Origin of the sequence: Saccharopolyspora sp. NFXS83, assembly GCF_026241095.1 — a bacterium.
Taxonomy (GTDB): Bacteria; Actinomycetota; Actinomycetes; order Mycobacteriales; family Pseudonocardiaceae; genus Saccharopolyspora_C.
In genome coordinates this window covers 23,143-49,537 of the sequence record NZ_JAPFGB010000031.1, presented here as the reverse complement: position 1 = coordinate 49,537, position 26,395 = coordinate 23,143, and the positions used below count along the sequence as shown (strand labels likewise).

Annotated in this window: 24 protein-coding genes; 20 read left to right on the top strand and 4 right to left on the bottom strand. The window is 70.8% G+C overall.

Annotated elements, in window-relative coordinates:
- The first annotated feature begins 21 nt into the window (after window positions 1–21).
- A complete protein-coding gene (gene mutM / locus OOZ19_RS25690; protein WP_266092730.1) occupies window positions 22–936 on the top strand; it encodes a bifunctional DNA-formamidopyrimidine glycosylase/DNA-(apurinic or apyrimidinic site) lyase in 915 nt (304 codons plus the stop codon).
- Here the strand turns inward: mutM and OOZ19_RS25685 are convergent.
- Entirely contained in the window at window positions 930–2,195 is a 1,266-nt protein-coding gene (locus OOZ19_RS25685) for a glycoside hydrolase family 27 protein (RefSeq protein WP_266092729.1), read from the bottom strand. The two genes, mutM and OOZ19_RS25685, sit on opposite strands and share 7 nt — an antisense overlap.
- The gene (locus tag OOZ19_RS25680) at window positions 2,195–4,333 is read right to left on the bottom strand and encodes an ArnT family glycosyltransferase (protein ID WP_266092728.1); all 2,139 of its coding nucleotides are present in this window, start codon (window positions 4,331–4,333) and stop codon (window positions 2,195–2,197) included. The genes OOZ19_RS25685 and OOZ19_RS25680 overlap by 1 nt, the downstream gene beginning before the upstream one ends.
- A gap of 347 nt (window positions 4,334–4,680) precedes the next feature.
- Here OOZ19_RS25680 and OOZ19_RS25675 point away from each other — a divergent pair, with 347 nt between their 5' ends.
- The 4 genes from OOZ19_RS25675 (at window position 4,681) to OOZ19_RS25660 (ending at window position 10,412) form a co-directional block, all read left to right on the top strand.
- Window positions 4,681–5,940, top strand: coding sequence for a bifunctional glycosyltransferase family 2/GtrA family protein (locus OOZ19_RS25675; protein ID WP_416309507.1), 1,260 nt, complete (start codon window positions 4,681–4,683; stop codon window positions 5,938–5,940).
- The gene (locus OOZ19_RS25670; RefSeq protein WP_266092726.1) at window positions 5,937–8,126 is read left to right on the top strand and encodes an ArnT family glycosyltransferase; all 2,190 of its coding nucleotides are present in this window, start codon (window positions 5,937–5,939) and stop codon (window positions 8,124–8,126) included. The genes OOZ19_RS25675 and OOZ19_RS25670 overlap by 4 nt, the downstream gene beginning before the upstream one ends.
- A 124-nt stretch (window positions 8,127–8,250) precedes the next feature.
- On the top strand, window positions 8,251–8,976 hold the full coding sequence (locus tag OOZ19_RS25665; RefSeq protein WP_266092725.1) for a response regulator transcription factor: 726 nt from the start codon (window positions 8,251–8,253) through the stop codon (window positions 8,974–8,976).
- Window positions 8,970–10,412 carry a sensor histidine kinase gene (locus tag OOZ19_RS25660; RefSeq protein WP_266092724.1) on the top strand — a complete coding sequence of 481 codons (1,443 nt, stop codon included), beginning with the start codon at window positions 8,970–8,972 and terminating at the stop codon, window positions 10,410–10,412. Before OOZ19_RS25665 ends, OOZ19_RS25660 begins: the two co-directional genes overlap by 7 nt.
- Before the next feature lie 277 nt (window positions 10,413–10,689).
- Here the strand turns inward: OOZ19_RS25660 and asnB are convergent, their stop codons facing one another.
- A complete protein-coding gene (gene asnB / locus OOZ19_RS25655; RefSeq protein WP_266092723.1) occupies window positions 10,690–12,525 on the bottom strand; it encodes an asparagine synthase (glutamine-hydrolyzing) in 1,836 nt (611 codons plus the stop codon).
- A 343-nt stretch (window positions 12,526–12,868) separates the two neighbouring features.
- Here asnB and OOZ19_RS25650 point away from each other — a divergent pair, with 343 nt between their 5' ends.
- The 7 genes from OOZ19_RS25650 to OOZ19_RS25620 are packed head-to-tail and all read left to right on the top strand — an operon-like array spanning window position 12,869 to window position 20,705.
- Complete coding sequence (locus tag OOZ19_RS25650) at window positions 12,869–13,006, top strand: hypothetical protein (protein ID WP_266092722.1); 138 nt, start codon at window positions 12,869–12,871, stop codon at window positions 13,004–13,006.
- Window positions 13,003–13,098, top strand: coding sequence for a K(+)-transporting ATPase subunit F (gene kdpF / locus OOZ19_RS25645; protein WP_266092721.1), 96 nt, complete (start codon window positions 13,003–13,005; stop codon window positions 13,096–13,098). Before OOZ19_RS25650 ends, kdpF begins: the two co-directional genes overlap by 4 nt.
- On the top strand, window positions 13,098–14,759 hold the full coding sequence (gene kdpA / locus OOZ19_RS25640) for a potassium-transporting ATPase subunit KdpA (protein ID WP_266092720.1): 1,662 nt from the start codon (window positions 13,098–13,100) through the stop codon (window positions 14,757–14,759). Before kdpF ends, kdpA begins: the two co-directional genes overlap by 1 nt.
- Window positions 14,756–16,819 (top strand): potassium-transporting ATPase subunit KdpB, encoded by a 2,064-nt coding sequence (gene kdpB, locus OOZ19_RS25635; protein ID WP_266092719.1) that lies wholly within the window; start codon window positions 14,756–14,758, stop codon window positions 16,817–16,819. The genes kdpA and kdpB overlap by 4 nt, the downstream gene beginning before the upstream one ends.
- 36 nt (window positions 16,820–16,855) lie before the next feature.
- Window positions 16,856–17,470, top strand: a complete 615-nt coding sequence (locus OOZ19_RS25630; protein ID WP_266092718.1) for a potassium-transporting ATPase subunit C — start codon at window positions 16,856–16,858, stop codon at window positions 17,468–17,470.
- Window positions 17,471–17,526: 56 nt separating this feature from the next.
- Window positions 17,527–20,028 carry a DUF4118 domain-containing protein gene (locus OOZ19_RS25625; RefSeq protein WP_266092717.1) on the top strand — a complete coding sequence of 834 codons (2,502 nt, stop codon included), beginning with the start codon at window positions 17,527–17,529 and terminating at the stop codon, window positions 20,026–20,028.
- Window positions 20,025–20,705 carry a response regulator gene (locus tag OOZ19_RS25620; RefSeq protein ID WP_266092716.1) on the top strand — a complete coding sequence of 227 codons (681 nt, stop codon included), beginning with the start codon at window positions 20,025–20,027 and terminating at the stop codon, window positions 20,703–20,705. The genes OOZ19_RS25625 and OOZ19_RS25620 overlap by 4 nt, the downstream gene beginning before the upstream one ends.
- On the opposite strand, the gene OOZ19_RS25615 is transcribed toward OOZ19_RS25620, so the two are convergent.
- A complete protein-coding gene (locus OOZ19_RS25615; protein ID WP_266092715.1) occupies window positions 20,687–20,968 on the bottom strand; it encodes a hypothetical protein in 282 nt (93 codons plus the stop codon). The two genes, OOZ19_RS25620 and OOZ19_RS25615, sit on opposite strands and share 19 nt — an antisense overlap.
- 144 nt (window positions 20,969–21,112) lie before the next feature.
- Here OOZ19_RS25615 and OOZ19_RS25610 point away from each other — a divergent pair, with 144 nt between their 5' ends.
- From OOZ19_RS25610 to OOZ19_RS25575, 8 genes are all read left to right on the top strand, one after another.
- On the top strand, window positions 21,113–21,988 hold the full coding sequence (locus OOZ19_RS25610; protein WP_266092714.1) for a helix-turn-helix domain-containing protein: 876 nt from the start codon (window positions 21,113–21,115) through the stop codon (window positions 21,986–21,988).
- Window positions 21,985–22,182 (top strand): DUF397 domain-containing protein, encoded by a 198-nt coding sequence (locus tag OOZ19_RS25605; RefSeq protein ID WP_266092713.1) that lies wholly within the window; start codon window positions 21,985–21,987, stop codon window positions 22,180–22,182. The genes OOZ19_RS25610 and OOZ19_RS25605 overlap by 4 nt, the downstream gene beginning before the upstream one ends.
- Window positions 22,183–22,247: 65 nt before the next feature.
- Entirely contained in the window at window positions 22,248–22,484 is a 237-nt protein-coding gene (locus OOZ19_RS25600) for a DUF397 domain-containing protein (RefSeq protein ID WP_323055180.1), read from the top strand.
- Window positions 22,481–22,732, top strand: a complete 252-nt coding sequence (locus OOZ19_RS25595; protein WP_266092711.1) for a DUF397 domain-containing protein — start codon at window positions 22,481–22,483, stop codon at window positions 22,730–22,732. Before OOZ19_RS25600 ends, OOZ19_RS25595 begins: the two co-directional genes overlap by 4 nt.
- A gap of 157 nt (window positions 22,733–22,889) precedes the next feature.
- Complete coding sequence (locus OOZ19_RS25590) at window positions 22,890–23,327, top strand: SseB family protein (RefSeq protein WP_266092710.1); 438 nt, start codon at window positions 22,890–22,892, stop codon at window positions 23,325–23,327.
- Window positions 23,320–23,877: a hypothetical protein gene (locus OOZ19_RS25585; RefSeq protein WP_266092709.1), complete on the top strand. Its 558-nt coding sequence runs from the start codon at window positions 23,320–23,322 to the stop codon at window positions 23,875–23,877. The genes OOZ19_RS25590 and OOZ19_RS25585 overlap by 8 nt, the downstream gene beginning before the upstream one ends.
- Window positions 23,877–25,265, top strand: coding sequence for a putative T7SS-secreted protein (locus OOZ19_RS25580; protein WP_323055179.1), 1,389 nt, complete (start codon window positions 23,877–23,879; stop codon window positions 25,263–25,265). The genes OOZ19_RS25585 and OOZ19_RS25580 overlap by 1 nt, the downstream gene beginning before the upstream one ends.
- Before the next feature lie 17 nt (window positions 25,266–25,282).
- Complete coding sequence (locus tag OOZ19_RS25575; protein WP_266092707.1) at window positions 25,283–26,350, top strand: hypothetical protein; 1,068 nt, start codon at window positions 25,283–25,285, stop codon at window positions 26,348–26,350.
- Window positions 26,351–26,395 lie beyond the last annotated feature (45 nt).

Here is a 26,395-nt window from a genome sequence, read left to right as displayed (position 1 = left end):
GGCGTGGTGGAAGGTGGGCTCGTGCCGGAGTTGCCTGAGGTGGAGGTCGTTCGGCGCGGTGTCGCCGAGCACGTCACCGGTCGCATCCTGTCCACTGTGGAGGTTCTGCATCCGCGTGCGGTGCGCAGGCACGTGCCGGGGCCGGAGGACTTCCAGGCCCGGCTGGCCGGGCGCGCGGTGTCCGCGGCGCGGCGGCGCGGCAAGTACCTGTGGCTGGAGCTCGCCGAGGACGCGGCGCCGCAGGCCACCGAGTTCGTCGGTACCGCGCAAGCGCTGGGCGAGGCGGTGCTGACCCACCTCGGCATGAGCGGTCAGCTGCTGGTGCAGCCGGTGGGGACTCCGGATGAGAAGCACCTGCGGGTGCGGTTCGGATTCGCCGACGGCGGCCCGGAGCTGCGTTTCGTCGACCAGCGCACGTTCGGCGGGCTGAGCCTGGCCGATCAGGTGGAGGTGGGTGGCGTGCTGCTGCCGACACCGGTGGCGCACATCGCCCCGGATCCGCTGGAGGAGGTCTTCGACCTCGAAGCGGTGGTGGCGAAGCTGCGATCGCGGCGCACCGGGGTCAAGCGGGCACTGCTGGACCAGAGCCTGGTTTCGGGCGTCGGCAACATCTACGCCGATGAGGCGTTGTGGCGGGCGAAGCTGCACTGGGCTCGTCCGACGGAGACGTTGACGCGGCCGGAGGTGCGCACGCTGCTGGCGGCGGTCACCGAGGTGATGTCCACCGCGCTGGAGGCCGGTGGCACCTCGTTCGACGCGTTGTACGTGAACGTCAACGGCGAATCCGGGTACTTCGACAGGTCGCTCGCGGTGTACGGCCAGGCCGACCGCCCGTGCCCGCGCTGCGGAGCCGCGGTGCGCCGGGACGCGTTCATGAACCGCTCGTCCTACAGCTGCCCGGTGTGCCAGCCGAAGCCGCGCAACGCGCACTACTGATCGAGCCGCAGCAGCGCGGTGCCGTGGGCGGGGACGTCGGCGGTGATGCGGTCGGTGGTCTCGGTGATGCGGCCGTCGCGCAGGTCGCGGACGCGGTGGTCGCCCGCGCTGAGCCCGATCTCGGCCAGGTCGGTGCTGATCCGGGCGGGCGCGTCGCCGCGGTTGTAGAGCGCCACGGCGGTGCCGTCGTGCAGCGGTTTGACCCAGACCTGGTGGTCGCCGCCGGTCTTGCGGGTGGCGGCGGTGCCGAGCGGGTCTTGGTCGATGGCGAGGATCCCGGGGTCGGTGAGCAGGTCCAGGACGGGCTCGGTCGTGGTCCTCGGGTCGTTGCCCGCGATGAGGGGTGCGGCGAACATCGCCCACATGCTCAGGTGCGTTCGCTGCTCCTGCGGGGTGAGGCCCGCGTAGCCGTTGACGTCGTGCACGCCGACTTCGAGCATGTCGGGGTCGTTCCAGCAGCCGGGCTCCGGGCGACCGCTCACTCCACTGTGGACTTCTATGATGTCGCGCACGCCCATCGGATGTTCGTTGCGGTGGCCCGTGCTCCAGACCGGCTGGATGTCCTCGGTCGTGCGGGACAGGTGCGCGACGCCGCACCAGCTCTCGGATTCGCCCGGTGCGCCGGGGAAGTTGCTGTTCGGGTTGATGCTGTAGACGATGCGCCTGCCGGTCGCGGCCAGCGCGTCGCGCATCGCGGTGAACGCCGCCCGCTGGGTGCGCGGAGAACCGGCTCCGCGGCACCAGTCGTACTTCAGGTAGTCCACGCCCCAGGACGCGAAGGTGCGGGCGTCCCGCACCTCGCGGTCCCCGCTGCCGGTCAGTCCCGGGTAAGCGCCGGTGCGCTGGGCGCAGGTCTCGACGTTCGGCGACATGTAGAGGCCGAACAGCAGGCCGCGCGCGTGCAGGTGGTCGCCGAGCGCGGCCATGCCGCCGGGGAAGCGGGCGCGGTCGGCCCGCAGGTTCCCGGCGGCGTCGCGTTCCGGTTCGTACCAGCAGTCGTCGACGACGACGTAGCGGTAGCCGGCGTCGCGCATGCCCGAGCGCACCATCGCGTCGGCGACGCCGCGGATCTTGGCCTCGTCGATGTCGCAGCCGAAGGTGTTCCAGCTGTTCCAGCCCATCGGCGGGGTAGCGGCGGGCGGCACCGGAAGTGGTTGCGCCGCAACGGTTTCCCTCGGCGCGGTCGCGGTGCTCGTCGTGCACAGAACCGCGAGCAGCGCGATGCCGAGGCGCGGTGCCGCCCGGCGGGGTGACGGCATCAGTGCGGAGCCTTGCAGTCGTAGAGCCGGGTCTGCGCCTCGGTGGTGCCGGTGGCCGCCTCGGTGCCGCCGTAGGCGGTGGGGTCGACGGCCGTGCAGTGCTGGGCGACCCAGGCCATCGACTCGTCGACCACGCGGGTGTCGACTTCGCTTCCCATGCTCCGCACTCCCGAAGTGCCGTCGGTCCACACGTAGCGCAACGTCCCTTCCCGCACGTAGCTCTGCAACGCGTCCGCGGTCGGCGCCGGGTCGTTGCCGTTGTAGCCGCCGACGGCCATCACGGGCTGCCCGGTGTCGAGGATGATCGGCGCGGCGACCATGGCGCCGACGACGGCGACCAGCCAGGTCTCGTCGCGGTGGTGCGCGGTCAGGTAGCGCACCACCTGGTCGTTGACCTCGGTGCTCCCCCCGCCCGGTCCGCCTCGAATGCTGCCGTCGGCTCGGCCGCCGGGCTCCTGGCCGTCCGGAGCGTTCGCCCGGCCGTCCGGCGCGGAGTTCTGGTTCTGCGGCGCCGGTGCCCGCTGCCCTCCCTGGCCTCCGGGGCCACCGCGCCCGCCGGGTCCTCCTCCGCCCGGTCCCGTACCGGGCCCGTCTTGTCCGGACGGGCCAGCCGACGGGAAGGTCGCCTGGATGGGTGTGCTCAGCGGAGTCAGCGAGTACGCCGTCGGCCCGGACAGCATCGCCACGAGCCCGGCGAGCACTGCCGCGAGCCCCGGCCTGGCCCGGCGCATCCGGCGTTGCCGGGGGAACGCGAGCAGGAGCGCCAGCACCAGCACCGAGACCGCGGTGAGCACCGCGATCAGCGGCGGCAGCCACGCCGCGAAGTCGTCGTCGAGCAAGTGGTACGCCCAAGCCCCCGTAGCCGCGATGGACGTCGGCAGCAGCGCGCCCCAGCCGGTCGAGACGCGGAACAGCCGGACCATGCACACCACGCCGATGCCGACGACGGCGGCGAGCGGCGGCGCCAGCGCCACCGTGTAGTACGGGTGCCAGATGCCGGAGGCGAAGCTGAAGACCGCGGCCGTGACCAGCAGGGTTCCCGCCCACAGCAGGAAATCCGCGCGCTGGGCGTTGTGGCGGGGACGGCGCCGCAGGTGGACGAGCGCCGCGATCATGCCGCACAGCGCCAGCGGGAACAGCCACGAGATCTGCCCGGCGACCTGGTCGCCGATCAACCGCGTGAGCCCGCCGTCATCGCCACCGGGACCGCCTCCGCCGGGTCCGCCGGGCGGCAGTTGTCCCGGCATGCCGCCCTGAGGGCCGCCGCCCGGACCGCCGCCCATCATGCCGGGGGAGGCGATGTGGTCCTGGCCGAAGACCCGGCCGAGGCCGTTGTAGCCCAGCAGCAGATCGAGCACCGTGTTGTCGGTGCTGCCGCCGATGTACGGCCGCGAGTCGGCCGGGACGGCGTCCACGGCGACCATCCACGACGCGCTCACCACGGCCAGCACGGCGGTCGCGGTACCGAGGTGCAGCAGCTTGCGCGGCCACCGCGGCCGGGCGGCGACGAGGTACGCGACGGCGATGACCGGCAGCACGAAGTACGCCTGCAGCATCTTCACGTTGAACGCGAGCCCGATCGCCACCGCGCACCACACCAGCGGTAGCGCTTTGCCGGAGCGGATCGCGTTGGACGCGGCCCACAGCGCGAGCACCGTGAGCAGCACCAGCAGCGCGTCCGGGTTGTTGTGCCGCGCCATCGCCACCGCGATCGGCGTCACCGCCAGCACCAGCGCGGCGAGCAGGCCCGCCGCGTGCCCGAAGCTCCGGCGCACCAAGTGGTGCAGCACGAGCACGGTGAGCACCGCGAACACGGCCTGCGGGACCAGCAGGCTCCAGGAGTTGAAGCCGAACGCCCGCGCCGAGAGCGCCTGCACCCACAGCGCCAGCGGCGGCTTGTCGACGGTGATGAACGAGGCCGCGTCCAGCGAGCCGTAGAAGAACGCCTCCCAGCTGCGCGTCATGCCGAGCACGGTCGCCGAGTAGTACGTGTTCGCCCACTCGTTGATCGACAACGCCCAGGTGTCGAGCACCGCCGCCACCGCGAGCACCCCGATCAGCGCCGGCCGCGCCCACGGCGGATCGGCGCTGCCGCCCAGCACCAGCCGGGCGGCTCGGGACCGTTCGAGCTTGCGCACCGCGTTTCTCCTCTGCTCGCCGTCGGCCCCCGACGGTGGACGGCGAACCTGGGAATCGGCTGGACGTCCGCTGCGAGGTCTCCGGCCGATCCGGGAGTCCTCCGGAATGGTCTGCGCAGCCGCGACTTCAGCGGTTTCGCCGCCGGCCGGACGGGATCGAACGAGCACCCCGCGCGGCCTCCGGGGTTTCCGGTGTCGCGGGGACGGTCCGGCGGCCGTGATTCCCAGCGAACTCCCACCTCGCGCCTAGCCGCTTGAAAACCCGGCGGTGCTTCATGGAAACCAGGTCGCCGCCGCTGCCGGCCGTGATGTCAGGAGCGGGAGAACGTGGGGAAGGGATGAACGTGATGCCGCGAGGAAGTGTCGAGGTCGCGCACCGGGAGGCGACGGCGCGCGAGACGGCGACGGTCGATCTGGTGATCCCGGTCTACAACGAGGAGCGGTCGCTGCCCGGCTGCCTGCAGGTGCTCCGGGAGCACTTGGAGCACGATTTCCCGTTCCACTGGTCGATCACGGTCGTGGACAACGCCAGCACCGACGGCACGCTGCGGGTCGCGAACGAGATGTCCGAGGCGATTCCGAACGTGCGGGTGCTGCACCTGGACCGCAAGGGACGCGGCCTGGCGCTGCGCACCGCGTGGGGCTACAGCGACGCCGATGTCGTGGTCTACATGGACGTGGACCTCTCGACGGGCCTGGACGCGCTGCTGCCGCTGGTCGCGCCGCTGGTCAACGGGCATTCGGACCTGGCGATCGGTTCTCGGCTGGCGCCGGGTTCGCGCACGATCCGGGGCGCCAAGCGGGAGATGATCTCCCGCGCCTACAACAAGGTCGTCCGCTGGACGCACGGCGCGCGGTTCTCCGACGCGCAGTGCGGTTTCAAGGCGGCCCGCACCGACGTGGTGAAACCGCTGCTGCGGCACGTGCAGGACGACGCCTGGTTCTTCGACACCGAGCTGCTGCTGCTGGCCGAGCACAACGGCCTGCGGGTGCACGAGGTCCCGGTGGACTGGGTCGAGGACGTCGACACCCGCGTCAACGTCACCAAGACCGCCACCGACGACCTCGCCGGGCTGCTGCGGGTGGCGCGGGCGAAGGTGACCGGCGCGGCGACGGTGCCGGGATTGCCGCGGCGCCCGGAACCGCGCGCCGCGCACCCGCAGGCGGTGCTGGCCGAGCGGGAGAACGGGTTGCTGTGGCAGCTGTTCTCGTTCGGGCTGATCGGCATCTTGTCCACTGTGGTCACTTCAGTGCTGTACGCGCTGCTGCGGACGTGGTGGCCACCGCTGCTGGCGAACCTGGTGGCGCTCACGGTGACGACGCTGTGGAACACCGAGGCGAACCGGCGGTTCACCTTCGTCGGCCGGTCCGCGGCCTCCGGCCGGGCGCACGTGCAGGGGCTCGTGGTGTTCGCCCTGTACTACGTCGTGACCTCGGGCGCGCTGCTCGCGCTGGACGCTGCCGTCCCGGACGCCTCGCGCTGGCTCGAAGTCCTCGTGCTGGTGACGTCGTCGGTCGTCGGTACCGCACTGCGGTTCGTGCTGCTGCGGTCCTGGGTCTTCCGGCCCGCTCCCGTTCCCTCCACCTCTGAAAAGGAATCCGCATGACCACGGTCGCCCTCGGCGCGCCCAGATCGGACGCCGTCGACGCACCCAGCCGGAGCCGGTGGCAACCGCTCGCGCTCGCGGCGATCTGCCTGCTCTCCGCCGTGCTCTACGCGTGGGGTATCGGGGACTCCTGGGGCAACACGTACTACTCGGCGGCGGTCAAGTCGATGTCGCAGAGCTTCGAGAACTTCCTGTTCGGCTCGTTCGACCCGGCGGGCGTCGTCACGGTGGACAAGCCGCCGATGGCGCTGTGGGTCCAGGTCGTCTCCGCGCAGGTGTTCGGCCACGGCAAGTTCGCCGTGCTGTTCCCGCAGGTGGTGATGGGTGCAGCGGCGGTGTTCCTGCTGCACCGCGCGGTTCGCCGGTGGGCGGGGGAGCACGCGGCGCTGCTGGCGGCGCTGGTGCTGGCGCTGACGCCGATCACGGTGGCGATCAATCGGGACAACAACCCGGACACGCTGCTGGTGCTGCTGGTGGTGGCCGCCGCGTACGCGCTGACCCGCGCGCTCTCCGCGCAGCGCGCTTCGCGGGCGACGTGGTGGCTGGTGGGAGCGGCGGCGCTGATCGGCTGCGGCTTCCTCACGAAGATGCTGCAGGCGTGGATGCTGCTGCCGGTGTTCATCGCGGTGTACCTGGTGGGGCGCGAGGCGTCCTGGGGCCGCAGGGCGGTCGATCTGGCCGTGGCGGCGGTGACGGTGCTGGTCGCGTCGTTCTGGTGGGTCGCGGTGACGATGCTGTGGCCGTCGCCGAAGCCCTACATCGGCGGTAGTGAGGACGGTTCTGCCTGGGACCTGATCTTCGGTTACAACGGGTTCGGACGAATCCTCGGCGGTGAGGGCAACGGTGGCGGTGGCGGTCCCGGCGGCGGTGGCCCTGGTGGTGGCGGTGGGTTCTCCGGCGAGTCCGGCGTGCTGCGCTTCGCCAACGAGCAGCTCGCGGGCCAGATCAGCTGGTTGCTGCCGCTGTGCCTGCTGGTCCTGGTAGCGGTCGCCGGGGGCGCGGTGCTGCGGCGGCGCGCGGGCGAGCCGGGCGATCGGTTCCGCGCGGCGGGCTGGGTGCTGTGGGGCGGCTGGCTGCTGTTCATCGGCTTCATGTTCAGCTTCGCCCAAGGCACGATGCACCCGTACTACACGACGATGCTGGCCCCGGCGGTCGGCGCGGTGGCCGGTGCCGGGCTGGTCCGGTTCTGGGCGGCCTACCGGCGGCCGGAGGGCGGCGCCTGGGTGCTGCTGCCGATCGGAGTGGTGATCACCGTGGCGTGGGCGGCCGTGCTGGTGTTCCGCGACCCGGACTGGAACGGGTGGGCCGGGTACCTCGCGATCGGCTTGGGCGTGCTCGCGGTGCTCGCGCTGGTGCTGGGTCGCTGGAAGGCAGGGCTGGGCGAGGTCGCGCTGACGTTGTCGCTGGCCGCGGTGCTGGCGGTGCCGAGCGCGTGGTCGGCGGCCACGGCGTTCGCCGGGGACAGCGGCGGCGGCATGGGCGGTGCGAACCCGACGGCGGGTCCGTCCACCGGCATGGGCGGTCCCGGTGGCCGCGGTGGTCCGGGCGGAATGCCCGGCCAGGGCGGTGATGGCGAGCCCGGTCAGCAGGGGCGGCCCGGTCAGGACCAGCCAGGTCAGCAGGGCCAAACCGGTCAGGACGGCCGCGGCCTGCCGCAGGGCGGGATGCCCGGCGGCATGGGCGGGGATTCGCTCAGCGACGAGCAGAAGTCGTTGCTGGCCTACGTCGCGGACAACGCCGGTGACCGGGAGATCCCGCTGGCGGTCGAGGGCGGTGCGATGGGCGCGGGCACCTACATCATCAACAGCGACCTCCGGGTGGTCGGCATGGGCGGCTTCATGGGCAGCGACGACGCCCCGTCGGTGGCGCTGCTGACCGAGTGGAAGCAGCAGGGGGAACTCGGCTTCGTGCAGCTCGGCGGCCGGGGCGGTCCCGGCGGGGGCGGCCCGGGGCAGAGCGATCAGGCTCCCGGCGGTCAGGCCGGAGGCGACCAGGCCCGAGGTGATCAGGTGCGGGATGGCCGGTCGCAGGGCGGGATGCCCGGCGACCAGGGCGGCGCCGCGAGCGAGCGGCAGGAATGGGTGCGGCGGAACTGCACCCTGGTGGACCCGGCCGCCTACGGGGGCGAGACCTCCGAGCAAGGCGCGGACCAGGCATCGGAGGGCCTCTACGACTGCCGAGCCTGATGCCCGCTGCCCCGGTCACCGCTCGGCGCCGAGCGGTGACCGGGGCGCTCGGCGTTCCCAGGTCCCCACCGGGTTCCCAGCATCTGTTCAGCGAGTCCCCAGATGAGTGGGAGATCCTGGTCCGGTGGTTGATGCGAAGGCGCCGTCGGCGCGGGTACTGGTCGTCGATGACGAGCCCAACATCCTGGAACTGCTCACCGCCGCGCTGCGGCTGAGCGGTTTCGAGGTGCGGGGAGCCGCGAGCGGGGCCGAGGCGTTGCGCGCGGCGGGCGACTTCCGCCCGCACATCGTCGTGCTGGACGTGATGCTGCCGGACCAGGACGGGTTCACCGTGGCCCGGCGGCTGCGCGAGGGCGGTGACGCCGTGCCGGTGCTGTTCCTGACCGCGCGCGACGCGGTGGAGGACCGCATCGCCGGGCTCACCGCGGGCGGTGACGACTACGTGACGAAACCGTTCAGCCTGGACGAGGTGGTGCTGCGGCTGCGCGCGATCCTGCGCCGCGCCCAGCCCGCGCAGGTCGCCGAGCCGGATTCGCGGCTGCGCTACCAGGATCTGGAGCTCGACGAAGAGACCTACGAGGTGCGCCGGGACGGGCAGCTGGTGAACCTGTCGCCGACGGAGTTCAAGCTGCTGCGCTACTTGCTGATCAACGCCGAGAAGGTGGTCAGCAAGGGCCAGATCCTCGACCGGGTGTGGAACTACGAGTTCGGCGGCGACAGCCGCATCGTCGAGTCCTACATCAGCTACCTGCGCCGCAAGGTCGACTTCGTGCGGCCCGCGTTGATCCACACCATTCGCGGCGTCGGCTACGTGCTGCGCATCCCGCCGGAGGAGCGGGCGCGATGCTGAACGGGATGCGGCGGTTCGCCCGCACGTTGCGCGGCAGGCTGCTGCTGGTGCTGATCGGCGCCACCGTGGCGGGGCTGGTGGCGATGGGCTTCGCGAGCCAGCTGCTGCTGCGCGATTCGCTGATGGACAAGCTAGACGGGCGGTTGCACGAGATGTCCCGGCCGTGGGTGGACGACCGGCATCCACCGCCGGTGCCCGACGAGAAGCCGGGACGCGGCCCGAACCTGCCCACGGACTTCCGGGCGTTGTTCTTCACCGCGGACGGCGAGCTGTGGAAGGTGATCGGGCCGACGGAAACCGATCCGGGCAAGCCGATGCTGCGCCACCCGGGCCCGGAGGGCCGGGTCATCACGGTGCCCGACGGCTCCGGCGGCGCCGATTGGCGCGTGCTCACCGAGACCAGGTCCGACGGGGAGAGCGTCTCGTTGGCGCTGTCGACCGGTGACGTGGACCTGACGCTGCAGTGGTTGATGATCATCGAGCTGGTGGTCGGCGCGATCGTCGTGGCGGTGCTGGCGGTGGTGTCGATGGTGACGGTGCGGCTGGGGCTGCGGCCGTTGACCCGCATCGAGCACACCGCGCACGCCATCGCCACGGGCGAGCTGGACCGCCGCATCGCCGACCAGGACCCGAGCACCGAGACCGGCAGGCTCGGCGCGGCGCTGAACACCATGCTGGGCAGGCTGGTGGCGGCGTTGCAGCAGAGCGAGCAGTCCGAGCACCGGTTGCGCCGGTTCGTCGCGGACGCTTCGCACGAGCTGCGGACCCCGCTGACCTCGATCCGGGGTTTCGCTGAGCTGTACCGGCGCAGCGAGTCGCCGGGAGAGCAGGACGTGCGGCTGATGATGTCGCGCATCGAGAGCGAAGCGGTCCGGATGGGCGACCTGGTGGAAGACCTGCTGCTGCTCGCCCGGCTGGATCGGGAGCGCACGATCGACCTGGTGGACCTGGACCTGGTCCCGCTGGCGCGGGACGTCGCCGGGGACGCGCGGGTGCGCGACACCGGCCGCGAGATCGAGCTGGTGGCGCCGCAGCGGTCGGTGCGGGTGCTCGGCGACGGGCCGCGGCTGCGGCAGGTGCTCACGAACCTGATGACGAACGCGCTGGTGCACACGACCCCGGGCGCGCCGGTGCGGATCGAGGTGGGGCACGGGGCGGCGCGCGACGACGTGTTCGCGGCGGGTGCCGCGGTCGAACCGGGCCCGCCGATGGGCGTGGTCTCCATCAGCGACGGCGGTCCGGGCATCCCGCCCGCGCACGCGCGCCGGATCTTCGACCGCTTCTACCGGGTCGACGACGGCCGGGAACGCTCCGAGGGCGGCACCGGCCTGGGCTTGGCGATCACCGCCGCCATCGCCGAAGCCCACTACGGCCGCGTGGAACTCACCACGAACCCGGCCGGATCCACCTTCCGCCTCCTCATCCCGCTGAGCTGACCGGCACCGGATGCGAGTGAACGGACCGTTCGTCCAACGAGATCGGACGACCGGTCCGTTCACTCACCGAGTGCCGCACGGAATGAGCTCAACGACGAAGCCGGATCCCTGCGGCCGAAGCCGTGCCTAGCGGCGAAGCCGTGCTTTGGGCGAGCGAAGCGATGCTTGCCTCGCGGCCGAAGGCCGTGCCTGGATGCGCGAAGCGCATAGCCCACGTCGAAAACTCGGTCACCCGCCACCGGACCACAAAGCAGAACGAGCCGTGGCAGCGAAAGGATCAGACCTTCACCGTCGGGTTGTGGAGGTCGAACCAGACGGAGACGTCCAGGGCGCGCTCGAACACGTTCCGGGTGGGGGTGTCCACTTCGGACGGGTCGAGGTTCGCGGCCTTGCGCACCCAGTCCGCGTTGAGCAGTTCGAGGGCGCGGTCGCCGTTCGAGATGAGCTCCTTGACCTGCTTCTGCAGCTCGGCGGCGTAGGCCGGGTCCTGGGTGGACGGGTACGGGCTCTTGACCCGCTCCACCACCGACTTCGGCAGCACGTCGGCGGAAGCGCCGCGCAGCAGGCTCTTCTCCCGGCCGTCGAAGGTCTTCAGCGACCACGGCGCGTTGAACACGTACTCGACGAGCCGGTGGTCGCAGAACGGAACCCGGACCTCCAGGCCGACGGCCATGCTCATCCGGTCCTTGCGGTCCAGCAGCATCCGCACGAACCGGGTGAGGTGCAGGTAGCTGATCTCGCGCATCTTCGCTTCGAACGGGCTGTCCGAGTCCAGCTTCGGCATGGAGCCGACGGCCTGCTCGTACTCCGAGGCGATGTAGCCGGGGATGTCCAGCGTGGCGGAGATCGACGGGTCGAGGATCTGGGTGCCCTCGGCCTGCTGGGTGTCGAACGCGGCCAGCCACGGGAAGGTGCGGGCCTGCTGCACCTTCGGGTCGTGGAACCACTTGTAGCCGCCGAAGACCTCGTCGGCGGATTCGCCGGACAGCGCCACCGTCGAGTGGCCGCGGATCGCCTTGAACAGCAGGTACAGCGAGTTGTCCATGTCCCCGAGGCCCATCGGGAAGTCGCGGGACTGCACCGCCGCGCGCCGCACCGCCGGGTCGGCGAGCGCCTGCGGGTCGAGCACGATGTCCTGGTGCTGCGAGCCGACGTGCTTGTGCACGTCCTGCACGTACGGGCCGTCGGGGGTCGCGCGCATCTCGTCGGGCTTGAAGTTCTCGGTCTGCCCGACGAAGTCCACCGCGAAGCTGCGGACCTTCTCGCCCTGCTCGGCGAGCTGCTGGGCCGACAGCGCGGTCAGCGCGCTGGAGTCGAGACCACCGGACAGCAGCAGGCAGCGGGGCACGTCGGCGACGAGCTGGCGGCGCACGATGTCGTCGAGCAGCTCGCGCACGTGCGCGACGCTGGCCTCCTGGTCGTCGGTGTGCTCGGCGACGTCGAGGCTCCAGTAGGTGTGCTCGCGCAGGCCGTTGCGGTCGAAGGTGACCACGGTGCCGGGCACGACTTCGCGCATGTGCTGCCAGATGGCCTTGCCGGGCGACTTGGTCACGGAGAACAGTTCGCGCAGCCCGTCGGCGTCGACGACCTTCTCGACCTCGGGGTTGGCGAGGATGGCCTTCGGCTCGGAGCCGAACAGGATCCCGTTGCCGGTCTCCTGGTAGTACAGCGGCTTGATGCCCATCCGGTCCCGGATCAGCAGCAGCTGTTCGGTGCGGGTGTCCCACACGGCGAACGCGTACATGCCGTTGAGCTTCTCGGCGACGCCGGCGCCCCACTCGAGGTAGCCGTGCAGCACGACCTCGGTGTCGCTGTCGGTGTCGAAGGAGTGGCCGCGGCGGCGCAGTTCGTCGCGCAGCTCGGTGAAGTTGTAGGCCTCACCGCTGTAGACCATGCCGACCTTGCCGTCGGGGGTGTCGACCTCCATGGGCTGCGCGCCGCCGGGCAGGTCGATGATCGCGAGCCTGCGGTGGCCGAGCGCTGCGTGCGGCTGGACCCAGGTCCCGGCTCCGTCCGGCCCGCGGCAGGCCATGGTGTCGCACATGGCGTCGATGACGGGCTGTTCACGGGTGAGGTCTCGGCGGAAGTCGATCCAGCCGGAGATGCCGCACATGGGCGTAGCTCCCTTCGCGAAGGTTCTTACTTAGGCAAGGTAACTACTTTGTTGCATCGACGAAACCAGTTTCGGGGCGTGGATTTTCGGCGACACAACGCCCAGACCAGCCAAAACGGTCGAAAATCCGTAGCTGTGCGTGTTCGGCGCGGCCATCTGGGCAGGTAACGCGGTCGTAACGCGGTCGTCGCCGCCGAGGGGGTGAAAGACGCCACTGCCTCCCTCGTACGGGTGAACCCGAACCGCCCCGCCGGAGTTCCGTAAGGGACGCGTCAAGACCGCGGGCGGTCGCGTCAAACCGGTGTCAGGGACCTGTTCGAGCCGTCGCGGCAGGACTTGAGTGGTGGGCGGAGGGCGCCACCGGGGCGCCCGGTGCACCGGAGAAAGGGGCGCAGCGATGGCCGACCTGGCCTGCGCCGTGCTGCTGATCGGCGGATTCCTCGTGCTGGCGCTGTCCTTGCGCGGTCTGGAGCGGTTGTGATCGCGCTCGTGGCCAACCTCGCGGGCGGCGTGCTCGCGCTGCTGCTCGTCATCTTCCTGTTCGTCGCCCTGATCAGGCCGGAGAAGTTCTGATGTCCACCTTCGCGGTCGGCCTGGTCCAGGTCGGCCTCCTCGTCCTCGCGCTCGCGGTGGTCCACCGCCCCTTCGGCGACCACATGGCGCGCGCCTACACCGACGACCGGCATTGGCGGGTGGAGCGGTGGCTCTACCGCCTGCTGCGGGTGGACGGCGACTCCGGCCAGCGCTGGAGCACCTACGCCGCCGCGGTGCTCGGCTTCTCGTTCGTCTCGGTCGCGCTGCTCTACCTGCTGCAGCGGCTGCAAGCGTTGCTGCCGTTGAACTTCGGGCGCAGCGCAGTCGAACCCGCGATGGCGTTCAACACCGCCGTCAGCTTCGTGACCAACACCAACTGGCAGTCCTACGTGCCCGAGCAGGTCCTCGGCCACGCCGTGCAGGTCGCCGGGCTCACCGTGCAGAACTTCCTGTCCGCGGCGGTCGGCATGGCCGTCGCCGTCGCGCTGGTGCGCGGGTTCAGCGGTTCCGGCACCGACCGGATCGGGAACTTCTGGGTGGACCTGACCAGGGGAGTGGTGCGGATCCTCCTGCCCGTCGCGGCCGTGGCGGCGGTGCTGCTGGTCGCGCTGGGCGCGGTGATGAGCTTCGCGCCGGGCCTGCAGGCGGTGGGCCTCGACGGGCAGCCGCACGCGATCGCCACGGCGCCGGTCGCGAGCCAGGAGGCCATCAAGGTGCTCGGCACCAACGGAGGCGGGGTGCTCAACGCGAACTCGGCGCACCCGTTCTCGAACCCCGGCGGACTCAGCAACCTGCTGCAGGTCTTCCTGATCCTGCTGATCCCGGTCTGCCTGACCCGCACCTTCGGCACGATGGTCGGCGACCGTCGGCAGGGCCGGGCGCTGCTGTCGGTGATGGGTGGGCTGCTCGCGGCGATGCTCGCGATCGCGTGGTGGGCCGAGGCACACCCGAACGGTCCTGCCGCGCTGGCCGCCGGTGCGTCGATGGAAGGCAAGGAGGCCCGGTTCGGGACGTACCTCTCCGGTCTGTTCGCCGTGGTCACCACCGGTACCTCGACGGGCGCGGTGAACTCGGCGCACGACAGCCTCAGCGGGCTCGGCGGTGGTGCCGCGCTGCTGAACATGCTGCTCGGCGAGGTCGCGCCGGGCGGGGCGGGCGCCGGGCTGTACGGGATCCTGGTGCTGGCCGTGATCGCGGTGTTCCTGGCCGGGTTGATGGTCGGGCGGACGCCGGAGTACCTGGGCAAGAAGCTCGGCCGCCGCGAGATCACCGCCGCCGCGCTGTCGATCCTGGTGATGCCGACGCTGGTGCTGCTCGGTGCCGGAACCGCGATCGCGCTGCCCGCGACGTCGGCGGCGATGGGGAACTCCGGCGCGCACGGCCTGTCCGAGGTCCTCTACGCGTACGCCTCCGCGGCCAACAACAACGGCAGCGCGTTCGCCGGGCTCACCGCCACCGGCGACTTCTTCCAGGTGACGTTGGCGCTGGCCATGCTGTTCGGCCGGTTCGTGCCGATCATGGCCGTGCTGATGCTCGCGGGCGCCCTCGCCCGGCAGCGGCGCGTCCCGGCCACCGCCGGAACCCTGCCGACCACGGGTCCGCTGTTCGCGGGCCTGCTCACCGGCACCGTCGTCCTCGTGGCCGCGCTGACGTTCCTGCCCGCGCTGGCGCTCGGCCCGATCGCGGAGGCATTGGCATGACCACCGTCCTGACCCCACCGCAAGAGCAGGCACCGCACCGAGAACGGACCGTGGCCGCCGGGGCGTTCAGCCCGCGCCAACTGCTCGCCGCGCTGCCTCGGGCGCTGCGCAAGCTGCACCCGCGCCACCAGCTCGCCAACCCCGTCATGTTCGTGGTCTGGGTCGGATCGGTGCTGGTGACCGTGCTGACCGTCGCCGAACCCGGCGTGTTCAGCGTCGTCGTCGCGGCGTGGCTGTGGTTCACCGTGCTGTTCGCGAACCTGGCCGAAGCGGTCGCCGAAGGTCGCGGCCGGGCGCAGGCCGATTCCTTGCGCCGCGCCAAATCCGAGGCGGTCGCGCGCCGGATCGGGGAGCACGGCGAGGAATCCGTCGCGGGCACCGCGTTGCGCGTCGGCGACCGGGTGGTCGTCGAGGCGGGCGAGGTGATCCCCGGCGACGGCGACGTCGTCGACGGCATCGCCACCGTCGACGAATCCGCCATCACCGGCGAATCCGCGCCGGTGATCCGGGAATCCGGCGGCGACCGCAGTTCCGTCACGGCGGGCACCACGGTGCTCTCGGACCGGATCGTGGTGCGGATCGGCACCGCGCCCGGCGAGACCTTCGTGGACCGGATGATCGCGCTCGTCGAGGGCGCGCGGCGGCAGAAGACGCCGAACGAGATCGCGCTGACGATCCTGCTGTCCACGCTCACGATCGTCTTCCTGCTCGCGGTCACCGCGTTGCAGCCGATGGCGGGCTACTCGGGTTCGCTGCTGTCGGTGGTGACGCTGACGGCGCTGCTGGTCTGCCTGATCCCGACCACGATCGGCGCGCTGCTCTCGGCGATCGGCATCGCGGGCATGGACCGGCTGGTGCAGCGCAACGTGCTCGCCAAGTCCGGGCGCGCGGTGGAGGCCGCCGGGGACGTGGACACGCTGCTGCTGGACAAGACGGGCACCATCACCTTCGGCAACCGGCGGGCCACCGAGCTGGTGCCGGTCGGGGAGGTCTCCGAGCGGGAGCTGGCGGAGGTGGCGAGCCTGTCCAGCCTCGCCGACCCCACACCCGAAGGCGTCAGCGTCGTCGAGTTCTGCCGCGAGCGCTTCGGCGACCTGCCCGCGGAATCGGGCGAGGCGGTCGAGTTCACCGCGCAGACCCGGATGAGCGGCGTCGACCTGCCCGGCAGGCAGATCCGCAAGGGCGCGGTGAGCGCGGTGGGCGAGTGGGTGCGCGCCGGCGGCGGCACGGTCGAGTCCGAAGTGGACGAAGTGGCCGACGGCATCGGGCGGGACGGCGGAACGCCGCTGGCCGTCGCGGAGAAGCGCGGCGAGGTCGTGCGGGTGCTCGGCGTGGTCCGGCTCTCCGACGTCGTCAAACCCGGCATGGCGCAGCGGTTCGCGCAGCTGCGGGCGATGGGCATCCGCACCGTCATGGTCACCGGCGACAACCCGCTCACCGCCGCCGCCATCGCGCGGGACGCGGGGGTGGACGACCACCTCGCCGAGGCGAAGCCCGAGGACAAGATGGAGCTGATCCGCCGGGAGCAGGAAGGCGGGCGGCTGGTCGCGATGACCGGCGACGGCACCAACGACGCGCCCGCCCTCGCGCAGGCCGACGTCGGGGTCGCGATGAACACCGGTACGGCCGCCGCGAAGGAGGCCGGGAACATGGTGGACCTCGACTCCGACCCGACGAAGCTCATCGAGGTCGTGGAGATCGGCAAGCAGCTGCTCATCACGCGCGGGGCGTTGACGACGTTCAGCATCGCCAACGACTTGGCGAAGTACTTCGCCATCCTGCCCGCGCTGTTCGTGGCGATCCACCCGCAGCTGGGCCGGTTGAACGTGATGCAGCTGGCGACGCCGTCCTCGGCGATCGTCTCGGCGGTGATCTTCAACGCGCTGATCATCGTGGCGCTGATCCCGCTGGCGCTGCGCGGTGTCCGCTACCGCCCGGCGAGCGCGGCGTCGTTGCTGCGCCGCAACCTGCTGCTGTTCGGCGTGGGCGGCGTCATCACCCCGTTCCTCGGCATTTGGCTCATCGACCTCGTCGTCCGCCACCTCCCAGGGCTGGGCTGACTCGGTGGACGACATTCCGGAAGGCGAGGGGAAATCATGTTCATGACGGTGCTGCGGCAGGCCGGGACCGGGTTGCGGGTGCTGCTGGTGGCGACGGTGCTGCTGGGCATCGGGTATCCGCTGGCCGTGTGGGGAGTGAGCCGGGTGCCGGGGTTGCACGACCACGCGGAAGGTTCGCCGCTGGTGGTGGACGGCCGGGTCGTCGGCTCCGAGCTGATCGGGGTGGATCCGGTGCCCGCGAACCCGGCTCAGGACCCGTTCTTCCACACCCGGCCGTCGGCGTCGGCGGACGGGAACCTCGGCCCGGGTGATCCGGCGACGTCCGGAGGTTCCAACCTGAGCGCGGACAACGCCGAACTGCTCGCCGCCGTGCAGGAGCGCCGAGCCGCCATCGCCGTCCGGGAGGCGGTGGTTCCCGCAGCGGTCCCCGCGGACGCGGTCACCGCGTCGGCCAGCGGAGTCGATCCGGGCATCAGCCCCGCCTACGCGGAGTTGCAGGCGCCGCGGGTCGCCCGCGTGACGGGCCTGCCGCTGCCGGAGGTGCACCGCCTCATCGCGGAGGCCACCTCGGGCGGCGTGGTCGCCGAACGCACCGTCGCCGTGCCCGCCCTCAACGCCGCCATCGCCGGCGCACCGGCCCACACCGGGTGAGCGGTCGGCCGGAGCGGCAGGATCGGTGGTGGCCGTTCACGTCAGGAAGGAACCCGATGAAGCGGGGCGAGCTGCGGATCTACCTCGGCGCCGCGCCGGGCGTGGGCAAGACCTACGCGATGCTCGGCGAGGCGCGGCGGCGCGGCGCGCGCGGCACCGACGTGGTGATCGGCCTGGTGGAGACGCACGGCCGGGAGGAGACGCGGCGGCTGCTCGACGGCATGGAAGAGGTGCCGCGCCGCACCACGACCCACCGCGGCGTGCCCGTGACCGAGCTGGACCTCGACGCGGTCTTGGCGCGGAAACCCCAGGTGGCGGTGGTCGACGAGCTCGCGCACACCAACGTCCCCGGTTCCCGCAACGAGAAGCGCTGGGAGGACGTCGAGGAGCTGCTGGAAGCGGGCATCACCGTGCTGTCCACGGTGAACGTGCAACACCTGGAGAGCCTCAACGACGTCGTCGAGTCGATCACCGGCGTGCGCCAGCAGGAAACGGTGCCCGACGAGGTGGTGCGCCGCGCCGAGCAGATCGAACTCGCCGACATCACGCCGCAGGCCCTGCGGCGCCGCTTGGCGCACGGGAACGTCTACGCCGCCGACAAGGTCGACGCCGCGCTGGGCAACTACTTCCGCACCGGCAACCTCACCGCGCTGCGGGAGCTGGCGCTGCTGTGGCTGGCCGACCAGGTCGACGTGGCCCTGCGCCGCTACCGCGCGGAACGCCAGATCACCGACACGTGGGAGGCCAGGGAGCGGGTCGTCGCGGCGATCACCGGGGGAGCGGAGAGCGAGACGCTGATCCGCCGCGCCCGCCGCATCGCCGCCCGCGCGGGCGCCGAGCTGCAGGTGGTGCACGTGCTGCGCGGCGACGGGCTGGCCGGGGCCTCACCGGCGAACCTGGCTCGGGCGCGGCGGGTCGCCGACGACGTGGGCGCGAGCTTCCACACGGTCGTGGGCGACGACGTCCCGGAGGCGTTGCTGGAGTTCGCCCGCGGTGTGGACGCGACGCAGCTGGTGGTGGGCACGTCGCGGCGCTCGCGGTGGGCGAGGGTGACGGCGGAGGGCATCGGCTCCACTGTCGTGCAGCGCTCCGGCAAGATCGACGTGCACATGGTCACGCACGGCCAGGCCGGTGCGCGCCCGTCCCGCCGTCCCCTGCGGAATCCGCTGTCCCGCACGCGTCGCGTCTGGGGCTGGGTGCTGGCGTTCGTGCTGCCGGCGCTGGTGACGGTGCTCAGCGCGCTGCTGGGGAACTTCGAGCTCTCCACCGACGTGGTCGGCTACTTCCTGGCGACGGTGGTGGTGGCGCTGGTCGGTGGCGTCGCCCCGTCGGTGGTGACGGCGCTGCTGGCGGGCGGGCTGTTGAACTTCTTCCTCACCGAGCCGCGGCATTCGCTGGCGGTGAGCCATCCGGGCACGCTGGTGACGGTGTTCGCGATGATCGGCGCGGGCCTGATGGTGGCGGTCGTGGTGGACCGCGCCGCCCGGTTGGCCGAGCGCGCCGCCCGCGCCCGCACGGAGGCCGCGCTGCTCGCCTCGTACGCGCGGACGGTGCTGACCCATCCGGATCCGCTGCCGCGGCTGCTGGAGAAGCTGGTGGAGAACTTCGGGCTCTCGTCGGCGGCGCTGCTGGAACGCGGTGACGACGGCTGGAACATCGCCGCGTCCATCGGCAGCCGTCCGTGCACCCGGCCAGATCAGTCCGATGTGGACATCGAAGTGACCGGGGACGTGCACTTGGCGCTGCGCCGCCCGGACGGCAGGCCGCTGCCCGCGGACGACCGCACGGTGCTGGAGGCGGCGGCCGGGCAGGCGCTGGTCGCGCTGCGCCAACAGCGCATGGCGGCGGAGACGGCGGAGGCGCAGCGCCAAGCCGACGCGAACCGCCTGCGCACGGCGCTGCTCTCGGCGGTGGGGCACGACCTGCGCACTCCGCTGGCGTCGATCAAAGCGTCGGTGAGCAGCCTCCGCATCCCCGGCCTGCGGCTGTCCGAACAGGACACGGCGGAGCTGCTGGCGGGCGTGGAGGAATCCACTGATCGGCTGACGGATCTGGTCGACAACCTGTTGGACTCGTCCCGCTTGGCGACGGGCGCGATCGTCCCGCAGCTGCGCCCGGTGGGCTACGACCAGGCCGTCGCGGGAGCGCTCGCGGGCTTGGACGGCCGGGAACGCGTCGAGGTCGACACCGAGGAGTCGCTGCCCGCCGTGCTCGCCGACGTCGGCCTGCTGGAGCGCGTCATCGCGAACGTCGTGCAGAACGCGGTGAAGTACGGCGGCGACCGGGTGAGCGTGCGGGCCAGCGAGCACGCCCGGTGGGTGGAGCTGCGCATCGTCGACCACGGCCCCGGCCTGCCCGAGGACGCCGCGGAAGCCGTGTTCGCCCCGTTCGAGCGCCTCGGCGGCCACGCGGACACCGGCCCACCCGGTGTCGGCTTGGGGTTGAGCGTGGCGCAGGGTTTCATGCAGGCCATGCACGGCACGATCCGCGCGGAGGACACGCCCGGCGGCGGTCTCACGATGGTGTTGGCGCTGCCGGTGGCGACGGAGGGGCGATGAAGAAGGTCCTGGTGGTCGACGACGAGCCGCAGCTGCTGCGGGCCTTGCGCATCAACCTCACCGCGCACGGCTACGAGGTGGCGGTCGCCCCCGACGGGATGACGGCGCTGCGCGTCGCGGCGGACGCGAAACCGGACGTGGTGGTGCTCGACCTCGGCCTGCCGGACTTGGACGGCGTCGAGGTCATCGCGGGCCTGCGCGGCTGGACCACGCTGCCGATCATCGTGCTGTCCGCGCGCACCGAGTCGACCGACAAGGTGCACGCCCTCGACGCCGGCGCCGACGACTACGTCACGAAACCCTTCGGCATGGACGAACTCCTGGCGCGGCTGCGCGCGGCGGTGCGCCGCTCGCACGTCTCGGGTGCCGAGGACGAACCGGTGGTGCGGACCGAGTCGTTCCAGGTGGACCTGGCGGCGAAGAAGGTGCACCGCGAGGGCGCGGAGGTGCACCTGACGCCGACCGAGTGGGGAATGCTGGAAGTCCTGGTGCGCCACCGGGGCAGGCTCGTCGCGCAGCGGCAGCTGCTGCAGGAGGTGTGGGGGCCGGCTTACGCGGACGAGTTCCACTACCTGCGGGTGTACGTGGCGCAGCTGCGCCGCAAGCTCGAAGCCGACCCGAGCCGCCCCCGCCACCTGATCACCGAGCCGGGCATGGGCTACCGCTTCGAACTCTGAGGCGCGGATTCGGCCGGGCGGGCCGCTTTCCGCGCGAGGTCTTCCTCGGCGAGGGTGATCGCCTCGTCCAGCGCCCGCCGGAAGACGGCGATCTCGCTGGACCGCAACCGGAAGTAGCCCCGGTACTCCGGCCCGAACACCTCGACATCGCCGGAGGCGACCCCGACGGTGCAGACGGCCATCTCCTCGTCGTCGTCGCTGCACCGGCACAACCACTCCCGCTGCGGCTCTCCGGCCACCAGCCGTGCGATCTTGTCGTCCATCACTGCCTCCTGAGGTGGGTGGATCATGCTTTCAAGAATTGCGTGAACGCAAGAGGGCTCGCAATTACGCGATCGAGTGATCGCGAGCGCTGATTATTCCTGTCAGGCTGGAAGCACATTCCCCGCAACGACAGGAGATCGTTGATGCCCCGCCGTCCTGGACCGTCCGCACGATCGCGTCGGCTCGCGCGGACCTTGCGCAGGATTCGCGCCGAGAAGGGCGCCAGCGCCGCCGAAGTCGGCAAGAAACTCGGCATGTCCGGTAGCAAGATCAACCGGATCGAGGCCTGCGAGATCGGGATCTACCTGGACGACCTGGAGAAGCTGCTGGACTCCTACCAGGTGACGCAGCAGCGCCGCGTCGAACTGCTCGACATCGCCCGCCACGCGGAGCAGCGCAGCTGGCTGCGCACGCGCAACGCGCATTTCCCCGCGGACTGGCAGACCTGGAGCGACTTCGAGGACGAAGCGACGGGGTTGCGGCATTACTCGCCGTTGGTGATCCCTGGCCTGTTGCAGACTCCGGAGTACGCGCGGGCAGTCATTTCGGCTACCAGCGACGCCATGCCAGAGCGGGAGATCGATGACCTCGTCGCGAACCGGATGGCTCGGCGTGACTTGCTTTCGCGGCCACAACCGATCCAGCTCCATGTGATTCTGGAGGAATCCGCGCTCACAAGACGACCTGGTGACGTGGCGTGTCATGTGCGGCAGCTTCGTCATTTGGAGGACGAAGCGGGCCGGGGCAACATCACCCTGCAGATCCTTCCCTCCAACGTGGGTCTGCATGCGGGAATGGCCGGTGCCTTCATCCTGCTCGCTTACGACGAGGAGCCAAGCCTCATCTGGTTGGAGCAGCTCGTGTCCAGCCTGTTCCTCGAAGAGGACGAGCACATTGAGACGTATCAAGCCACTTGGCGAAGCTTGACGGAGGCGGCGCTCACCCCGGAGCAAACGCTTGACAGGTTGCGCCACATGGCTGTTCTTGCAGGCGAGGAAAGTGGCACGCTAGTGACATGAACGACTTTCAGTTCAGCGAGTCGCAGTGGCGCAAGTCGTCTCGCAGCGCGGACACCGCCAACTGCGTCGAAGTTGCCATTGATCACGACTCCGTCGGTGTTCGCGACTCCAAGTCGTCCGACGACGGTGTGCTGATCTTCTCGGCTCGGCGGTGGTTGGACTTCGTCGGGTTCGTCGGCGGCGAAGACTCGTGAGCGACCGCCCAGCGGTCCGCTGGCGCAAGTCCGGCCATAGCGCGAGTAGCGCCAACTGCGTTGAAGTGGCGTTCAACTGGAAGAAGTCCAGCTACAGCAACAGCACCGCCAACTGCGTCGAGATCCCTCTGCGCTGGCGCAAGTCCAGCAGGAGTATCAGCGCCGCGAACTGTGTTGAGGTGGCTCACGAGCGTGACTCCGTCGGTGTTCGCGACTCCAAGTCGCCGGATGACGGCGTGCTGGTCGTTCCTGCTCGGCGATGGCTGGACTTCGTCGCCTTCGTCAGCAGGGAAGAGGGATGACCGAACAGCCCGCCGTCGTCTGGCGAAAGTCCAGCCGCAGCGCAACCACTGCCAACTGTGTAGAGGTGGCGTTGAACTGGCAAAAGTCCAGCTATAGCAACAGCAGTGCCAACTGCGTCGAGGTGGCTCCTGGTGGGGGCTTCGTCGGGGTTCGCGACTCCAAGTCGCCGGAGACCGGGGTGCTCGTCGTTTCCGCTCGGCGGTGGGCGGACTTTCTCTCGGCGGTGCGCGGTACGGGTTCCGTGTGACGTTCTCCGAAGTGGCCACGCGTGTGAATCCGCGCTGTTAGCGTCCTCCGGGCGCTGGAGATCATCTCATGGGGGAGGCGGTCGCCGGCGCCGGGAATGGGCGGTGCGGAAGGGAAAACGCGGATGAACGTGCTGGTCAGGATGTTGGCGGTGCTGGATGCGTGAGGTGCTGACGCTGTCCGGGGATCTCCTCTCACCTGCTCTGGAGCCTCCCCTGGAGCAGGAATCGGCACCTCCGCCGGAACCCGAACCGGTGCTGGTGCTGGCGGCACGCAGCTGGCAGGCGGCGGAGGAACGCCCGGACCCGACGTTGCTGCTCGCGTCCCTGCGCAACGCGACGCTGCACCTGCACGCCGAGGCCGCCACGGTGCTGCTCGGCGGTCGCGAGTGGTTGCCGGTCTTCTCGACGCGGCAGCGGGTCGCCGACTACGCCGGTGCGGCCGACCTCGCGGACGCGGACGGCTCGGTGGACGTCGTGGCGCTGCCCGCGAAACGGCTGTTCGAGCACTACCTGCCGCCGAGCGTGGGCGTCGTCGTCGACTCCGGCGAGGAGCACCAGCTGGTGCTGGCGGCGCAGGAGGTGCGCGATGCCTGAGGGGAACTTCGGGATCGACCCGGCCGCGCTGGACGCGGTGATCGCGGGACACGAGCAGACGGTGCAGGCGCTGTCCGACCTGATCCCCGGCGGCGGGTACGTCGCCGACGCGGGTTCGGCCGCCGGTTTGCAGGTCTTGGCGCTCAGCGCAGGTGACCTCGGTGAGGATTCCGAGGTGCAGGGCTCGCTCGCGCTGTTCTGCCTCCAGTGGGAGCACGGCTTGGGCAGCCTGCTGCGCACCGGGCAGGAGATGGCCGATCAGCTCACCGAGGTCGTGCGGGAGTACCGCGGTCAGGACGACGAGGTCTCGGGGCTGTTCAAGGAGATCTTCATGACCGTCGCCTCGCCGGACCAGCAGAAGGTCGCCGGTGCCCGCGACATGAGCTGGAGCGAACTGGGGCAGGCTTCCAGGCCCGATCACGGCGGCTGGGGCGAGGAGTTCGGCGAAGTCGGCGAGTCGCTCGGCCAAGCAGGTGAAGACGTGTGGACGGCGGGGCAGGCCGGCGCCGAAGTCATGAACCCGGCCCTGCACCTGAGGGATGATCGTTGATGGCGGCGCAACTGGGCGACACCGACGACCCCACCGACCTCGTGCCCGGTGATGTGGCGGGTACCAGCGACAAGGCCGAAACCCTCCGCCGGATCGCCGACGGGCTCGGCGCGGTGCGGCGCATCGACTCCGAACACGCCTGGACCGGCCCGGCCGCCGACGCCTACCGCAAAACGGTGCGCGACGAGCAGCAGCGCTGGGACGTCGCCGCCGCCGCGTTCGGCAAGGCGGCCACGGCGCTCACCGACCACGGCAACGCGCTGCGCTCCGCGCAGGACAAGGCGGCCCGCGCGATCGAACTGCACCGCCAGGGCGAGCAGGACGGCGCCCGCGCCGAGAAAGCCCATGCGGCGCAGGTGAAAGCGGCCGGGCCCGGCGACCGGGTCGCGCCCTTTCAGGATCCCGGCGCGGCCAAGACGGCCGAAGCGCAGGCGATCCTCGACCAGGCGCGCAGCGAATTCCGCTCGGCGAGCGCCGCTACCCGCGCCGCCCTGAAGCAGGCCGCCGAGAGCGCCCCCGACCCGTCCGTGCTGGAACGCCTCGCGGACATGGCCCGCGCGACCGGCGGCACCTACTTCGAGGCGTACAAGAGCTTCACCGGCGGAGCGCTCGGCGCGGTGGGCGAGATGGGCATGGGCGTGCTCGGGATGGCCGCGAAACCCTTGCACCTGATGACCGACCCGGCGGCCACGATCTCGGCCGGGTTCTCGGCAGGCGCCGGAATCGTGCACATGGTCACCACGAAGGAGGGCTGGGGCCAGACCATCGGCTCCCTCGACGAGTGGAAGAAGGACCCGGCCGCCGCCCTCGGCAAAGCCGCCACCAACATCGGCACCACAGTCGCGGGCGGCGGCGCGGGCGCGGGCGCGAAAGCGGCCGGCCTCGGCGGCAAAGCGGGCAGAGTCGGCAAACTCGCCCCGGACGAACCCCCGTCGGGAAGCCCCTTCGACTGGACGCCGCCGGCGCAGAAGAGCAGCCCCTTCGACCCGCCCTTCGGCTACGACGAGCCCGGCCCGAGGTGGAACCGCAGCCAGCCGGAACCCGAGCCGGAACCGGCCGACCACGGACCTTCGGACGAAGACCGCCAACCCCGGGGCCGTCGTGATTGGACCCAGGATTTCGAGCTCGACCCGTCAGATCCGCATTCTTGGGCCGAGTCCGACGCCATCTACAACGATGTCCCCGAAGCGCCGCGTGCGGCTTCCCCCTCTGGTCCGCACGGCAATCCGGCCGAAGAGCTGGGCAGGGTTCAGGCCAACCTTGATGATGCGCTTCAGACCAAGGAAAGCCTGGAGCGGATGGATTCCCCGGACCTTCCAGCGCACCGGGCAAGCATTGCCGAGCTGAGAGCAAGGAAGGCCGAACTGGAAGCAGTGGTGTCGAGATGACAGTGGGAAGTGGCTCGTTGGCCAACGAGGAAAAATCGGTGCGCGAAGTGCACGTGTTCGGTCCGCTTGAGGGCGATCCCGGACGGACGGATTTCCAGCCCGCTGTGGTCACATGGTCCCGCACCGATGATGGTCGGATCAACCTCGCATTGTGCGGCCCGTTCGGTGAGCATGTTGCCGTCGAGAGTGATGTGTTCACAGCCCTGCTCTTCCTGCGCGCCGAGCTGGAGAATTCGAGGTGGCAGCTGCTGGTGAACGCGGCTCGATGCGATGCGTGGGGGCCGACCGAACAGCACCCCTGCGATGTGGACCAAGTGCGGCTCTTCCCTGACTTGGCGGGGCCTCCGGCCCCGGAACCGGTCGATGCGCTGGACGTTTTCACGGATGTGGGCGACCGCGGAACGCTCGTCACCGAGCAGATGCTGTGGCGGGAGGAATGGGCCGGCTTGGTGAAGCCCGGCAAGATGAACTGGACCGAGTACGACCGCTCGATGCGGAAGATCAGAGCGGAGTTGAAGCGGGAAGCCGCCGAAGCCGCCGCCCAGGTTCCGGAGCTCACCAACACTGAGCCGGTTCTTGTGCTCGGGAAGTCACCTGAGGACCCGCAGCGGCGGCAAGTTCAGGAAGCCGTCGCAGAGTGGGGACGTCGCGCAGGAGGCGGCGTGCACTTGCGGCTGCGGGGCCCCTTCGGCCAGTTCGACGAGCAAGGCCCCGATCTGTTCACCCCGTTGCAGCAGGTTCGCCGGGCGATGTTGCAGGAGGGGTGGGCTGTTCTGGTCAACGCTGCCCTCTTCGGCGCGTGGGGCGGAACTCCGCAGCATCCGTGCGGTATCGCGCATGTCCGGATCTACCCCAGCCTCACCGGCCCGCCCCTTCCGGAACAACTCGACGTACTGGGGACCCCGCCGGGACGGCTGCAAGATGCGCACTGGTCGCCGGTGGGCGAGCAGACGGCGTGGCACCACGAGTGGGCGGGCACCACGCCACCTGGGCGGCTGACGTGGACGGAATTCAAGCGCAAGCTCCGAGAAGAGAAGAACCAGGAAAAGTCGTCGGGAGTCGGCGGTACGGGATCCGGAAGTTGATGCCGAGACGGAACCAGTAGGCCTAACAGGCGGAACTCTTGATCT